This window comes from Massilia sp. Mn16-1_5 (genome assembly GCF_004798585.1).
Lineage (GTDB): Bacteria > Pseudomonadota > Gammaproteobacteria > Burkholderiales > Burkholderiaceae_D > Telluria.
In genome coordinates this window covers 93,929-109,779 of record NZ_PPXQ01000008.1, presented here as the reverse complement: position 1 = coordinate 109,779, position 15,851 = coordinate 93,929, and the positions used below count along the sequence as shown (strand labels likewise).

General features: G+C 66.8%; 6 protein-coding genes. 3 read left to right on the top strand and 3 right to left on the bottom strand.

Going from position 1 to position 15,851, the window contains the following annotated elements:
* Nucleotides 1-30: 30 nt before the first annotated feature.
* Together C2862_RS11375 and glnE are read right to left on the bottom strand one after the other, a co-directional pair.
* Nucleotides 31-2,871 carry a TonB-dependent receptor domain-containing protein gene (locus C2862_RS11375; protein WP_229467388.1) on the bottom strand — a complete coding sequence of 947 codons (2,841 nt, stop codon included), beginning with the start codon at nt 2,869-2,871 and terminating at the stop codon, nt 31-33.
* Nucleotides 2,872-3,103: 232 nt separating this feature from the next.
* The gene (glnE, locus tag C2862_RS11370; protein WP_136220237.1) at nt 3,104-5,836 is read right to left on the bottom strand and encodes a bifunctional [glutamate--ammonia ligase]-adenylyl-L-tyrosine phosphorylase/[glutamate--ammonia-ligase] adenylyltransferase; all 2,733 of its coding nucleotides are present in this window, start codon (nt 5,834-5,836) and stop codon (nt 3,104-3,106) included.
* Nucleotides 5,837-6,001: 165 nt separating this feature from the next.
* On the opposite strand from glnE, the gene C2862_RS11365 reads away from it, so the two are divergent.
* From C2862_RS11365 to tldD, 3 genes are all read left to right on the top strand, one after another.
* Nucleotides 6,002-10,165 (top strand): YhdP family protein, encoded by a 4,164-nt coding sequence (locus C2862_RS11365; protein ID WP_136220236.1) that lies wholly within the window; start codon nt 6,002-6,004, stop codon nt 10,163-10,165.
* A 3-nt stretch (nt 10,166-10,168) separates the two neighbouring features.
* The gene (locus C2862_RS11360; protein WP_136220235.1) at nt 10,169-10,966 is read left to right on the top strand and encodes a carbon-nitrogen hydrolase family protein; all 798 of its coding nucleotides are present in this window, start codon (nt 10,169-10,171) and stop codon (nt 10,964-10,966) included.
* Between the two features lie 108 nt (nt 10,967-11,074).
* Complete coding sequence (gene tldD / locus C2862_RS11355; protein ID WP_136220234.1) at nt 11,075-12,535, top strand: metalloprotease TldD; 1,461 nt, start codon at nt 11,075-11,077, stop codon at nt 12,533-12,535.
* Between the two features lie 294 nt (nt 12,536-12,829).
* Here the strand turns inward: tldD and C2862_RS11350 are convergent, their stop codons facing one another.
* Nucleotides 12,830-15,685, bottom strand: coding sequence for a TonB-dependent receptor (locus C2862_RS11350; protein ID WP_136220233.1), 2,856 nt, complete (start codon nt 15,683-15,685; stop codon nt 12,830-12,832).
* Nucleotides 15,686-15,851 lie beyond the last annotated feature (166 nt).

The following is a 15,851-nucleotide window of genomic DNA, read 5'->3' as shown; positions in this document are numbered from 1 at the left end:
CGTGGCAGCTGCCACGATGCGTGCGTCGCGTCAGAACCTGTAGGACGCGTTGACGTACGCGGTACGGCCGCGCGCGTCGTAGTAGCGGTCGTCGTAGCCGAACTGCTGGCCGCGGTTCGCACCCGAGGTCGAAGGAACGAAAGGTGGGTCCTTGTCGGTCAGGTTCAGGATACCGGCAGTGACCGACCAGGTGGGGTTCGGGGTCCAGACGGTCTGCAGGTCGAAAGTGACGAAGGAACCGACCTTGACGCGCACGTCTTCCTGGCCGGTGACATTGCCGCCGGCGTCGAGCACGTCGACCAGGGTTTCCTGGTCGGTGTAGCCCGACTTGAAATTCGCGCTCAGGGTGGTCGAGAAGTCGCCCGTCTTCAGGGTGTTGCGCCAGGTGCCGCGGTTACGGAAGGTCACTGTACCCAGTTCGTCGAAGTTGCCGATCGCCGAGAAGTACTCGCCGTCTTCTTCCAGCTGACTCTTCTCGCGCAGCATCTGCGAGATGTTCAGCTGCGACGTCAGGGCGCCCCAAGGCGTACGGTAGCGGCCCGTGATGTCCCAGTCGATACCGGTGGCGTAGTACTTGCCCAGGTTCTGGTTATCCGCCTTGAAGGCCAGATAGTTGCGCCCGGTAGCGATGTCGATCTGGGAACCCCACGAGTTGGGGAATTGCAGCGGATTGGCAAACACGACCTGTTCGCTCAACTGGCCGAAGGTATCGCGGATCGCAACGGTCCAGATGTCGGCACCGAGGCTCAGCGCGCGGAAGGGTTCGAAGCGGAATCCCAGGGTGGCCTGGCGCGATTTTTCCGGCTTCAGCCCTTGGTTACCGCCAGCCAGCTGGTCGTACTGGGCGCTGCCGGGACGGCAGAGCGCGCCATTGGCCGTTGCCACCTGTTGCAGTTCGGGCGTGCAGGTGTAGTTCTCGCTGGTCACGCCAAAGCTCTGGAGTGCAGCATTCACCTGCGGGACCGTCGGCGCATGGAAGCCATTCCCGATCGAACCGCGCACCAGGAAGCTTGTCGTCGGCGACCACTTGAAGCTGGCCTTGCCGGTCCAGGCGCTGCCGAAGTCGGAGTAATGGTCGTAACGCGCCGCGGCGCCCAGCTCCACGTTCTTGATGACCGGCATCACTAATTCGGCGAACACACCTTTCGAATTGCGTTTCGCCGTGTAGGGCAGCGAGCTGGCGGCGTCGCCGAAACGCTGGTCGCATTCCAGGCCGGTCGACGGGCCGCACAGGGTGCCGGCAACCGGATCGGCCAGTGCGCCCTGAGCGAACAGGCTAGGCTTCGAAGAGAATTCCTCGCGGTTGAAATTGACGCCGACACCCAGCATCATGGCGCCGCCCGCCAGCTGCATCAGCGAGCGCGAGCCGGTCACGGCGACCGAATTCAGTTCGGACACGCCGCCATCCCAGTAGCCGTCGTAGGCGATCGCGCGGATCGCTTCCTGTGCGGCGGGGCTTTGCTGGCCCGCCCCGACGAAGGGGTCGAGCAGGCCGCTGCTGGTCAGGTTGCTGACGGCGAGGGCGCCCGGATAACCGGAGATAAAGCCCTTCACCTTACTCTTCGAAAAGTTATACGACGCATCGTAATCCCAGCCGGCGACGCTGCCGCGCGAACCGAACACGGCGCTGGCAAACAGGGCGACGTCCTTCGAGGTGCGCTGGCCCAGGTCGAACAGGCGGTAGAAGGCGACCGTGTCGCCGGTGATGCCGAGCGGCGCCAGGTACTGGTTGTGCAGGGCCGAACCGGCGTCGATCGAAACTTGTCCCGGCACCGGCGCGATGCGCGAGTTCTGCTTGGTTTCCGAGAGCAGCACGTCGGTGTACAGCTCCTGGCCGAAGGCCTTGGCCGTTGCCGATAGCATGAAGTTGTCGCGCTTGCGTTCCGGGAAAATTTCCAGGTCCTTCACGAAGTCGTAGCCGCAGTAGTCGTCGACGAAGTCCTCGCCGTCGATGGTATAAGGCTGGGTGACGCGGAAAGTCTTGGTCGGGCAGGCGCCCGCGGTGCGCAGGGCCGGGCTGATCAGCTCGCCGCGGTCGTTCAGCACGTTGGCCGGGATCGGGCTGGCCGAGAATTGCTGGATCCGGTACTGCTTGCCGTTTGCCGAAAAGCGGCGCTCGCCGGTGTTGGCGAACGAGCGGCTGTCCGAGCTCAGCTTGGTACGCTCGTCGTGGCCGAAGGTCAGCATCACGTTCCAGCCGTCGTCGTCGAGCGAGCCGAAACCCTTGGTCAGGCTGAAGCGGCGCTCGCGGGCGCCGTCTTCCGGGTGCGAGTAGCCGATCGTGATGTCGGCATCGGTGCGGTCGCGCTTGGTGATGAAGTTGACGACGCCGGCGATCGCGTCGGCACCGTACAGCGCGGAGGCGCCGTCGGTCAGCAGTTCGACGCGGTCGATGGCGGAGAGCGGAATCGAGTTCAGGTCGAAACCTGCGGCGAAGCCGGTCAGGGTCTGGCCGCCGAACTGCGCCAGGCGCTTGCCGTTGAGCAGGACCAGGGTACGGGTTTCACCGACGTTGTGGATCGAGATGCCCGAGAAGCCGAAAGTCTGGCCGCCGACCGAAGCCGATTCGCCGGTCGATCCCTGCACCGTCGACATCCGCTGCACCAGGTCGGCCATCGAGGTGACGCCCGATGCGCGAATGGCTTCGGCAGTCACGGTCGTGACCGGCAATGCGCCTTCGGCGGCGATACGTTTGATCGAGGAACCGGTCACCTCCACGCGCTGCATCACCGGCTGTTCTGCTTGCTGTTCCGTTTGCTGTGCCGCTTGCGCTTGCGCGAATGCAGGCAGGCTGGCGACGCCCAGGCTGAAGGCAACGCCGCCGGAAAACATCAGGCGCAAGGATTGCGCCAAAACCTTTTCTTTAAACATGGTTGTCCCTATTTTGTATGCATGGGAATGCCAGACGATCCTGTGGAAGCCTGGCAAACGTGGGTGCTGCTTCTCGACGTGAGAAGAAATGCCTTCTTTTCACGATTGCATAGAAACATTGGGACATAGCGCTGTCAACGCGCACGCTTAATAAAAAAGCACAGTGTTGTAAAGACGCTTAATTGCGCGCTATTTTGTGCATACGGCGTGCATACGCGTCAAAGACCGCCGCTCAGCCCGCGCTGGATGCAGGATCGAACAGCGCCTGCCAGAGCCGGGTCACCCCGGCCGCGTGGCGCTTCACGAGAGCAGGTTCGACCCGCGCTTCCTGACCCTGCAGGCGCAACTGGTGCTGCAGCTTGCGCATTGCGCGGTAAGCGTCGGCGGCGCCGGCGGCGAGCAGCGGATCGATCAGGCCGAGTTCGCCACTTCGGTGTAGAAGGGCAATATTGCCGGCATTTGCCGTGAGTTGGGGATGCTGGAAAGCGTAGCGCAGCACCAGGTACTGGACGATGAACTCGATGTCGATCATCCCGCCCGTGTCCTGTTTCAGGTCGAACAGGGAGCTACGGTTCGGCATCGCCTCGTGCATGCGCTGGCGCATCTTCAGTACCTCGGCTTTCAATTCCTCCGCCTGGGCGCTGCGGTCGCGCCGCAGCACGGCTTCGCGGATTTCCTCGAAACGTGCGCCGATGGCGGCGTCGCCCGCGCAGAAACGGGCGCGCGTGAGCGCCTGGTGTTCCCAGACCCAGGCCGCATTGTGCTGGTAGCGCTCGAAGGCGGACAGCGAGCTGACCAGCATGCCGCTGGCGCCGTCCGGGCGCAGCGCCGTATCGATGTCGAACAGGATGCCGGCCGGCGTGTGCGCCGTCATCCAGGTAATGAAGCGCTGGCCGAGTTTCGCGTAGTTCGAGGGCGCCATGTCGTCCTCGTCGTCGAACAGGAAGATGACGTCCAGGTCCGAGACATAGCCCAGCTCCTTCCCGCCCAGCTTGCCGTAGGCGATGACGGCGAAGCGCGGCTCCTCGCGGTGGCGCGTTGCCACCGTCCGCCAGGCCCAGCGAATGGTGGCGGCCACGACCACGTCGGCCAGTGCGGACAAATGGTCGGCCAGGCGCTCGACCGACAGTTCGCCCGCCAGGTCCAGCGCCAGCAGCCGGAACAGCTGGGCGTGATGGGTGTCGCGCAGGATGTCGAGCTGGCGTTCGGTATCGCCCGCGGCTTCGGCCAGCTTGGCGTCGAGGCTGGCGGCGAGGTGGGCCGGTTCGTCGATGCCGCCGCGGTCGTCCAGCAGTTCGTCGAGCAGGATCGGGTGCAGGGTCAAAAAGGTCGCGGCCCAGCCGCTGGCGTGCATCATGCGGATCACGCGTTCCAGGGTGTGCGGGTACTCCGTCAGCAGCGACAGGTAGGCCGAGCGCCGGGCGATCGCTTCCAGGAAGTCGAGCAGGCGGCCGAGGGTGGCGCCGTGGCTGCCCACTCCCGCTTCGCGCACCACGGTCGCCACCTGCGGCAGCGCCAGGTTGACCAGGGCGAGCAGGCGCGCGCGGCTGGCGTCGGGCAGGTTTTGCAGGCGCGGCGCGGACCAGGTCGCGGCCAGGCGCCGGGCGCTTGCGGCCGCGTCGCCGTAGCCGAGGGCCTGCATGTGGGCCTCGATCGCGGCCAGGGCTTCCGGGTCGGCGGCGATGGCGTCCAGTTCGGCCCGTTCTTCGCCGGCGGGGGCGCTCTTGTCGGCGAACATGTCGTCGAACTGGGCGGCGACGAAGCTGCGGGTTTCCTCGAGCCGGGCGAGCAGGGTGGCCGCGTCCGGCAAGCCCATCATGCTTGCTACCGTCTCGCGGTCGGCCTCATTGGCGGGCAAGGTATGGGTCTGGGCGTCGTCCAGGTATTGCAGCCGGTGCTCGAGGTTGCGCAAGAAGGTGTAGGCCTCCAGCAGGCGTTCGACGGTATCCGGCGCCATCAGCTCGCGCTCGGCCAGCAGGCGCAGGGTCAGGCGCGTGGAGCGCTCGCGCAGGGCCGGGTCGCGTCCGCCGCGGATCAGCTGGAACACCTGGGCCAGGAACTCGATCTCGCGGATGCCGCCGCGCCCCAGCTTGACGTTGTTGCTGCGGTCCGGGTGCAGGCGTTCCTGGCGTTTCACCTCGGCGCGGATCTGGGCATGCATGTTGCGGATCGCGTCGATCACGCCGAAATCGAGGTAGCGCCGGAACACGAAGGGGCGCACGATCGCGTCCAGCGCCGCGATGTCTTCAGTCGTGCCGGTCACGGCGCGCGCCTTGACCCAGGCATAGCGTTCCCATTCGCGGCCCTGCACGATCAGGTATTCCTCGACCATGTTCAGGCTGGCGGCCAGCGGCCCCGAGTTGCCGTTCGGACGCAGCGCCATGTCGACGCGGAAGGTGAAACCGTCCTCGATCACCTCCGACAGCGCGCCGATCAGGCGCCGCCCCAGCCGGACAAAAAATTCGTGGTTCGACAGTTCGCGCTGGTTCGGGCCGGCCGCCGTCTCGCCGTCTTCCGGATAGACGAAGATCAGGTCGATGTCGGAGGAGACGTTCAGCTCGCCGCCGCCTCCCTTGCCCATCGAGAGCACCATCATTTCCTGGGGGCGGCCGGACTCGGCGCCGATCGGCATGCCGTGCGCGGCCACCATCTCCGCCATCAGGTCGGCCAGGTGGGTACGGATCGCGAAGTCGGCCAGGCCGGTCATCGCGCTGACGACCTCGTCCATGTCGGACAAGCCTTCCAGCTCGCGCCGGATCAGGGTCGCCAGCAAGAGGTTGCGCAGGCGCCGCATGGCGCGCGGCAGGGGTATCCCGGCTTCCAGCTCGTGCTTCAATAAGGCGCCGAAATCCGGGCAGGCCAGCGATAATTGGGCCAGCTCGGCGACGCGTTCTTCACGTCCGGGGGCGCCGGCGATCCAGCGTTGGTAGAAGCGGGAGGTGTTGGCGGGGGAAGCAAGGGTCATCGGGTGGTCCGGCACGAGAGGAAAAACGTTCCGACAAGCAGCTTGCGGTAGAATTGCCCGCCGTGCCGCCCCGGTCAGCACGATGGTAAGGTAGACGCCGCAATTCAAGCAAGCGCTCTTCTTTTAGAACATTTTTACGGCGAGCCTTAAAAAATTAGCACCCTGATGCAAAATCCGGAACCGCAGGCGCCCCCGGCGGCGCCCGTGCCGCTGGCGGAACGCTGGCGGCGGTTGCGTGCCGCCTACCGGTATGCCAACCTGGCTTCGCATCATGTGCTCGGCTTCACCGTCAAGCTGGCGCTGCTCGTGTACTTCGGCCTCGGCCTGCTGTTCCTCGCGCTGCGTTACGCCATCCTCCCGAACATCGACCTCTATAAAGGCGACATCGAGCGCGCCGCCAGCCGCGCGCTCGGCAACCAGGTCAGCATCGCGCGCATCTACGCCACCTGGAGCGGACTGAACCCCTCGCTGTTCCTGGGCGACGTCTCGCTCAGGGATGCGGCCGGGCGCCAGGTGCTGGCGCTGCCCTCGGTGTCGGCCACCTTTTCCTGGTGGAGCGTACTGGCGGCCGAACCACGCTTCGAATCGCTCGAACTGATCCGGCCCCAGCTGGACGTGCGGCGCGGGCCTGATGGCGTGATCCAGGTCGCCGGCATGCGCATCGACCCGAAGGACGAGAAGGGCGGCGAGGGCGGCGACTGGGTGTTCCGCCAGCGCGAGATCCTGATCCGCGAAGGCCGGGTCGACTGGACCGACGCCCAGCGCGGCACCCCGACGCTGAGCCTGCGCGAGGTCGGCCTGGTGCTGCAAAACCATTGGACCACGCACCGTTTCGCCCTGAAAGCCACGCCCCCGGCCGAGCTGGCCCAGCCGCTCGACGTGCGCGCGCGCTTCGCCCATCCGCGCTTCGGCGGCCGCGCCTCCGATATCGCACTCTGGAAAGGCGAACTCTACGCCGACCTGCGCGAAGCCGACCTGGCGGCCTGGAAGCGCTACCTCGACTATCCCTTCGCCCTCAGCCAGGGCCGCGGCTCGTTGCGCGCCTGGATGACGCTCGACAAAGCCCGCCTGGCCGGCTTTACCGCCGACCTCGCGCTGGCCGGCGTCTCCGCGCGCATCAAGCCCGACCTGCCGCCGCTCCAGCTGGCGCGCGTGTCGGGCCGGCTGTCGGCCCAGGAAACCCTGTTGCCCGGCAAGGAGGACGGCAAGCCGACCTTCGGCGCGAACGGCCACACGGTCAGCCTCGACAATTTTCTGGTGGCGACCCAGGACGGCCGCAGCCTGCCGCCCGCCACCCTGACCGAAACCTTCGTCCCGGCTAAAAACGGCAAGCCGCAGCAGGTGTCGGTCCAGGCGCGCCAGGTGGACCTGGCGGCACTCAGCGAACTGGCGGCCCAGCTGCCGCTGTCATCCTTCCAGAGGCAGGCGCTGGCCGACTTCGCACCGCGCGGGCGCCTGCTGGACTTCTCGGCGTCGTGGGAGGGCCAGTATCCGCATCTTGCCGGCTACCGCATCAAGGGCCAGGTGGCGGGACTCAGCCTGCGCCCGCAGGCGGCGCGCGAGGCCGTGCCGGCGGCGCCTGGCGCCCCGGCCGAGTCGGCGCAGCCTGCCATGCCGGCCTTGCCCGGCTTCGACAACCTGAGCGGGTCCATCGACGCCACCGACAAGGGCGGCAGCATCACGCTCGATTCGAGCGACCTGGCGCTACGCATGCCGGCCTGGTTCGCCGACCCGGCCATGCCCCTCGACCGGCTGGCGCTGGGCGCGCGCTGGACCTACCAGTCGCAGGAGCAATTGCTGGTTGAGGTGGACAAACTCGAGTTCGCGCAAGGAGCGCTGCACGGCAGCCTGTCGGGCCGCCACCTGTTGCCGCTCGGCCCGCACCACGGTCCGGGCGTGGCCGACATCGAAGGCTCGCTCGACGGCTTCCAGATCGCCCAGGTCGGCCGCTTCCTGCCGCTGGCCACGCCCGAGCACCTGCGCGACTGGCTGAGTGCGGCGCTGCAGGGCGGCACGCTGAACGACGTGCGCCTGCGTTTGCGCGGCGACCTCGCCGACTTCCCCTTCCGCGCCGACAACGCGCAAGCGCGCGCCAAGGGCGAGTTCCGCGTCGCCGGACGCCTGCACAACGCCGTGCTCGAATATGCGCCGGGCCACCGCACGCCGGACAACAAGCCCGCCTGGCCGCTGGCGGAAGCGATCAACGGCAGCATCGTGTTCGACCGCGCGCGCATGGAAATCGTCGGCGAGACCCTGCGCACCCAGGGCCTGAACCTGAGCAATGTGCGCGCGGTGATCCCGAACCTCGGCTCGCACGCGTCGCAGCTCGACATCGACGGCAATGCCGCCGGTGCGCTGCAGGACTTCCTGCGCTACGTCGCGGCCAGCCCGGTGCTGGGCTGGATCGGCCATTTTACGGAGGACACGCTCGGCACCGGCAATGCCCGCCTCGGCCTGAAACTGCAGATGCCGCTGGCGGACCTGCACGAAACCAAGGTGCAAGGCGCGCTGCAATTGCTGGAAAACGAGGTGCGCCTGTTCCCGGACCTGCCGCCGCTGCAGGCGGCCGTCGGCAAGGTCGAGTTCACCGAGCACGGCGTCAACCTGAACGGCGTCGGCGCGAATTTCCTGGGCGGGCCGCTGGCGCTTTCCGGCGGTACCCAGCGCGACGGCTCGATCGCGATCCGCCTGGCCGGCACCCTGTCGGCCGAAGGCATGCGCCGCACCGCGCCGGCGCCGGCCATGGCGCGCCTGGGGCAGCGCCTGTCGGGCAGCACCCGTTACAACGGCCTGGTGGCCTTCCGCGACCACCAGCTCGGCGTGACGCTCGATTCGAACCTCGCCGGCCTCGGCATCGAATTGCCGGCGCCGCTGAATAAACCCGAAGCCGATGCGCTGCCGCTACGCTTCGTGCTGAACGGCGCACCCACCACGCCGGAGGGTGTCGGACGCGACGAACTGCGCCTGTCGCTGGGCAATGCGGTGGCCGCGCGCTACGTGCGTACGCGCGCGCCGCGCGGCGCCTGGATCGTCGAGCGCGGTGGCATCGGCGTCAACCTGCCGGCGCCCGAGCCGGACGACGGCATGATGATCAACGTCGACATGAAGTCGGTCAACGTCGACGCCTGGCTGGCCGCGGGACGGGCGATCGCGGGCGAGGACACGGGAACGGCGGGTGCGGGCGCGACGGGTCCGAATTTCTCCCAGTATGTGCTGCCGACCACCATCGCCGCGCGCGCCTCGGAACTGTTCATCGGCGAACGGCGCATGGCCGACGTCGTGGTCGGCGCCACCCACCGGGGCACGGCCTGGCAGGCCAACATCCACTCGCGCCAGGCCACCGGCTACCTTACCTGGAGCGAAGGGCAGGGCCAGGGCGTGGGCAAGGTCACGGCGCGCCTGGCTTCGCTCGTGATCCCGGAATCGCAGGCGGCCGACGTGAAGGACTTGCTCGAATCGAACCGCGGCGCCAGCGCCACCATTCCCGCGCTCGACATCGTGGCCGAGCGTTTCGAGCTCTTCAATAAACAGTTCGGGCGCCTCGACCTTCAGGCGAGCAATGTCCAGGCCCTGGCGGGCAAGGAATGGCGCATCGACCGCCTGTCGCTGACCAATCCGGACGGCCAGCTCAAGGCGACAGGCCGCTGGCTGACCAAGGACGGCAAGAGCAATACCGGCATGAATTTCACGCTCGACATCCTCGATGCCGGGCGCCTGCTCGACCGCCTCGGCTTCCCGGAAACCCTGCGTCGTGGCAAGGGCAAACTCTCGGGCGACCTGTCCTGGGCCGGCTTGCCCTACGCGCTGGACATTCCCTCCCTGTCGGGACAGATCGAGATGAACGTGACCGGCGGCCAGTTCCTGAAGCAGGACCCGGGCGCCGCCAAGCTGCTCGGCGTGCTCAGCCTGCAGGCCTTGCCGCGCCTCTTGAAACTCGATTTCCACGACGTGTTCTCGGAAGGCCTGGCCTTCGATGGCATCAGCGCGAATGCGATGATCACCCGCGGCGTCGTAAAAACCGACAACCTCAAGATGCATGGCGTGGCCGCCACGGTGCTGATGGAAGGCACGGCCGACATCGCCAACGAATCGACCGACCTGCACGTGGTCGTGATTCCCGAATTTAACCTCGGCACCGGGCCGCTGGTGTACGGCCTGGCGGTCAATCCCGTGATCGGCCTCGGCTCCTACCTGGCGCAACTCTTCCTGCGCGCGCCGGTGATGAAGGCGCTGACTTATCACATGCGGGTTACCGGACCGTGGAAATCGCCTACCATTGTCAAGATCGAGAACCCGCCGCCCGCCGCGGCCGCCAAAGCGAAGGAATGAGACATGACCCGTGTCGCCGCAGTCCAGATGGTGTCCACCCCCGACGTCGAACAGAACCTTGCCACCGCACGCCGCCTGGTGGGGGAGGCCGCCGCCGGCGGCGCCACGCTCGTGACCCTGCCCGAATACTGGCCGATCATGGGCATGACGGACGCCGACAAGGTCTTTCACGCGGAAAGCGCGGGCACCGGCCCGATCCAGGATTGCATGGCGTCGCTGGCGCGCGAGCACGGCATCTGGCTGATCGGCGGCACCCTGCCGCTCGTTTCTCCTGAAGACGGCAAGGTGCTCAACACGACCCTCGTGTACGACCCGAGCGGAGCGCCAGTGAGCCGCTACGACAAGATCCACCTGTTCGGCTTCAACAAGGGCAGCGAATCCTATGACGAGGCGCGCACCATCGTGCCGGGCGCGGCCGTGGGCAGCTTCGACGCCCCGTTCGGGCGCGTCGGCCTGTCGGTCTGCTACGACCTGCGCTTCCCCGAGCTCTACCGTGCGATGGGCGAGTGCGCGCTGATCGTGGTGCCTGCCGCCTTCACCCACACCACCGGCATGGCGCACTGGGAGGTCCTGCTGCGCGCCCGCGCCATCGAGAACCAGTGCTATGTGCTGGCCTCGGCCCAGGGCGGCAAGCATGCCAACGGACGCCGCACCTTCGGGCACAGCATGCTGGTCGATCCCTGGGGCGAAGTGAAGGACGTGCTGCGCGAGGGAGAGGGCGTGGTGTCGGGCGAGCTCGATCCGGCTTTCCTGGCTTCGGTGCGCGAGAGCCTGCCGGCGCTAAAGCACCGCAAGATGTAAGGCTTGCAACAGAAGCCCGGCGGTGACGACACCCGCGTCCGCATCGGTACGATCGGGGCGGATATGGCACAATGCCCGAATCCAACCGAGACCGAGACAAGACGCAAAATGACTCCATTCGAACCGAATCTTTCCTCCCTGGCAGTCGCGCGCGATGTACTGCTGACGCCGTTTGGCCTCGACGAAGGCAAGTTGCTGCGCACGCTGGGCACGATGTTCACCCATAAGGTCGATTACGCCGACCTGTATTTCCAGTTCACCAAGAGCGAAGGCTGGAGCCTGGAAGAGGGCATCGTCAAGACCGGCAGCTTCTCGATCGACCAGGGCGTGGGCGTGCGCGCCATCTCGGGCGAGAAGACGGCCTTTGCCTACTCCGACGAAATTTCCGAATCCGCGCTGCTGGACGCCGCAGCCGCGACGCGCACCATCGCGCGCGCCGGTGCCGGCCGCGTGAAGGTGGCAAGTAGCACCACGCCGACCGGCGGCCGTTCGCTCTACCTGCCGCGCGACCCGCTGGCCTCGCTCGACGCCACCGCCAAGGTCAAGCTGCTCGAGCGTGTCGAGAAGATGGCGCGCGCCAAGGATCCGCGCGTGGTGCAGGTGATGGCGGGCCTGGCCGGCGAATACGACGTGGTGCTGGTGGTGCGCAGCGATGGCGTGCTGGCGGCCGACATCCGCCCGCTGGTGCGCGTGTCCGTCACCGTGATCGCCGAGCAGAACGGCCGGCGCGAGACCGGTTCCTCGGGCGGCGGCGGCCGTTTCGATTATGGCTATTTCGACGACGAGATTCTCGACCGTTACGCCACCGAGGCAGTCAAGTCGGCGCTGGTGAACCTGGAGGCGCGTCCGGCGCCGGCGGGCCCGATGACGATCGTGCTCGGCCCGGGCTGGCCCGGCGTGCTGCTGCACGAAGCGGTCGGCCACGGCCTGGAAGGCGACTTCAACCGCAAGGGTTCGTCCTCGTATGCCGGCATGATCGGCCAGCGCGTGGCGGCCAAGGGCGTCACCGTGGTCGACGACGGCACGCTGAAGGACCGCCGCGGCTCGCTCAACATGGACGACGAAGGCAACCCGACCCAGTGCACGACGCTGATCGAGGACGGCATCCTGAAGGGCTATATCCAGGACACGATGAACGCGCGCCTGATGAAGATGCCGATCACCGGCAACGCGCGCCGCGAATCCTTCGCCCACCTGCCGATGCCGCGCATGACCAACACCTACATGCTGGCGGGCGACAAGGACCCGGCCGAGATCCTGGCCTCGGTCAAGAACGGCCTGTACGCGGTCAACTTCGGCGGCGGCCAGGTCGACATCACCAACGGCAAGTTCGTGTTCTCGGCCAGCGAGGCCTACATGATCGAAGACGGCAAGGTGACCTATCCGGTGAAGGGCGCGACCCTGATCGGCAACGGCCCGGACGTCATGAACCGCATCTCGATGATCGGCAACGACATGTCGCTCGACTCGGGCGTGGGCGTGTGCGGCAAGGAGGGGCAAAGCGTGCCGGTCGGCGTGGGGCAGCCGACCTTGCGCATCGATGGGGTGACGGTCGGCGGTACGGCGTAAGTCTCGCTGCTGCGATGAAGAAATGCCCGGCGCTGCCGGGCATTTTTTTCGCTAATACTCTACAGAGGAAGGCGTAGGGTGGGCGCCCTGTGCCCACCGAAACGATGCGCTAACGCGGCGCTTGCTGCTGGTGGGCACGGGGCGCCCACCCTACAAATGCAGCTGACGGCAATGTATTTGTACATTGAACGCATGGACGGCGAAGCCGTCCACCCTACAGTCAAAACTTGTAGGCCAGCCGCGCGTACACCGTCCTGCCGAGCGGGGCCGTGTAACGCGGATCGTAGCCTGCCCTCAGAAGGTATAGCGCGCTCCAATGTTGTAGCTCCGTCCCACCGCGCCCTGGTAATCGAGCGGGTTGAAGGACTGGGCGCCAAAGGTCAAGGGGTCGAGCGGCGCGATCTTGTCGAACAGGTTCTCGATCGATCCGAACACCTCCAGGTTGGGCGCCGCCTTCCAGCGCAGCACCAGGTCGAAGACCGTGAACGAGGCGATTTCGCAACCGGCAGGTGCGTCGTCGCCATTGGCGAAGTGGCTGGCGCACGGGGCGCCCTTGAAGCGCACGTTCTCGATCGGCGCGCGGTAGTTCGCGTTCAGCGCCACGCGCCAGTCGGTCCAGTCCCAGGCGGCACGCAGATTGACGCGGTGGTCCGGAGTGCCGATACAGTTGGTGACGTCGCAGTTGCCATGGGTGCCGGCAAAGTCGCGCGAGCTGCCGTCACGCTCGGTGCGCTTCCACTTGTCGATATACGTCCACTTGCCGTCGAGCAGGAGATTGCCCCAGCCATTGGGCAGGCGGTGCGTGTAGCGGACGTCGAGGTCGATGCCGCGCACCTCGGACTGGGCCGAATTGACGTAGTTCGCGAGCACTGCGGTGATGGCGCCCGGGTCGCCGGGAATGCCGGCCTCCGCCGTGGACGGGTCGCGCGCCACGCTGCCGTTGGCGATGGCGACATCGACCAGCTCCTGGTTGATTTCATTCTTGCGCTTGATGCGCCAGAAGTCGACCGAGATACTGGTGCGCGGCAGCGGATCCCAGACGATGCCGATGTTGTAGTTCTTCGAACGCTCCGGCGACAGGTCCGGGTTGGGCGAGGTGACGAGCGCGATCGCGGCCGGATCGCAAGCGGCTTCCACGCCCAGGCTGCAGCGCAGCGGGTCGGCGGCGGTGGAGAATGCCGCCAGCCCGCCGACGCCGTTCTCGGCCGGGCTCGGGGCGCGGAAACCCCGGGAGAAGGTGCCACGCAGCGCCAGCTGGCGCGAGGGCTGCCACTTGACGCCGACCTTCGGGGTGTACGAATTGCCCACATCCGTGAAATGGTCCCAGCGCAGTGCGCCGGTTACTTCCAGCCCGGGCAGTACGGGAGCGAGCGCCTCCCCATACAAGGCGAACACGTTGTGCGCGCCGCTGAATGCCGAATAGCCGAGGCCGATGATGTTGCCGCGTTCGGTCCCGGTGACGGGTTTCAGCTCGGACTCCTCGCGCCGCCATTCGGCACCGGCCGCCACGCCGATCGCGCCGCCGGCCAGCTTGCCGAATTCGCGCGTGAGCTTGAAGTCGCCCTGGATGATCTTGGCGTGGGCGTCGGCCCCGATCGTCGGCGAGAGTGCCGCGTACACGGCTGGGTCGTTCAGGCCGGCGTTCTCGGCAATGCGCCAGACAGTGCCGATAGGCAGCGCGGCATAGGCCGGGCTGTTTACCAGAGCGGCTGCGATGTTGGCAGGGCTCGGATCGAGCAGGGCGAAGGTGACGTCGCGTTGCAGGTAGCCGGTGCGCCTGTTCTGCACCGTGCTGCGCGAAAACAGCAGGGCGCTGTCGTATTCCCAGCCGGCCAGGGTGCCGCGCACGCCGGCTATCGCGCGCACGAAGAAGGAGTCGAATTTCGACGCGCGCGGGCCGACGTCGGCCGGCAAATAGCGCAGGCGCGCCGCAGTGCCGAAATACGGGTTGTCGGGATGGGCAGCGCCGAGCCGCACGCCGGCGTTGCTGACCGGGCCGCCCGGAAAGCCGGCATTGGCGCTGATCGAGCTGGGCGTGGTCGAGGTTGCAGTCTTGCTGGAGTACAGGTTCAGCTCGCTGTAGCCTTCGATCTCCGGTGTCAGGCGCCAGGTGCCGCGTCCGTACAGGCTGTAGTTCTCCTGTTGCGGCTGGACCTGGTTGTAGGCCTGGGTCGAGTCGATCAGGCAGCCGCCGCCGGGATCGCCCTGCGGGTGGCTGGTGAAATTCGAACAGGCCGCGCCCGGGAACCGCCGGGTGAAGCCGGTTGCCGGGGACAGGTTGCCGCGGTTGAAGTAGTCGTTCGTGGCCGGATTGCGCACGTTGCCGTTGATCGCATTGCCGGAGGCGTTGTTGCCGGTGATGGCGCCGGTGCCGCCCAGTGCTTCCTGTGCCGAAAAGCCCCAGGGGCGCAGGTCGATACGGCCGACCTGGCGGCGGTCGGTGCGCTCGCGCAGCCAGATGTTGTTGCTGCGTTTGAATTCGAAATTGAGCAGCCCGCTGTAGCCGTCGCTGTCCAGGTTGCCGAAGCCGTGGGTAATGGCGAAGTTCTGCTTCTCGCCATCCCATTCTTCCGTGATGCCGAGCGAGGCGCGCACGGCGGTGCCCTTGAAGTCGCGGCGCAGGATGATGTTGACGACGCCGGCAATGGCGTCGGAGCCGTAGATGGCCGACGCGCCGTCCTTCAGGATCTCGACGCGGTCGACGGCATCGGTCGGGATCACGTTGAGGTCGGCAAACACTTTCTGGCCGTCGTCGGCCAGGCCGTAGGGCGCCATGCGCCGTCCGTTGAGCAGCACCAGCGTCGAAGCGGCGCCGAGGCCGCGCAGCGAAATGCCCGTGGCGCCGGCCGCGAAACCGTTGCCGAAGCCCGCCGGCACCGAGCCCTGGTTGTCGACCGCCAGGGTTTGCAGCAGTTCGGACACGGTGGTCTTGCCGGAGCGTTCGATGTCGGCGCGGTTGACGGTCAGCACGGAGGAGGCGGTTTCGGCTTCGGCGCGGCGGATGTTACTGCCGGTAACGACGACGCGTGCAACCGGCTGTTCGGCTGCGTCCTGCGCGGCTGCCTGGGGCTGCGCCAACAAGGCCAGGCCAATCGCGCCGCTTCCTGCGAACAGGCGGCGCACGGATCGGGATAACAAGGTTTCGTTCATGTCCGGACTCCAAGGGTAGTGAGGGTTCACATTCCCATCCAGGCGCCGCAGCTTGATTAGCCTCATGGTCTGGAACGAAGCAAACTGATCCAGCACAAAGAAAACGCAGCTGAACGGGGGCGTCTCCCGACTTTTGCATTAGTGACAAGGCCATGTCTGATATCCC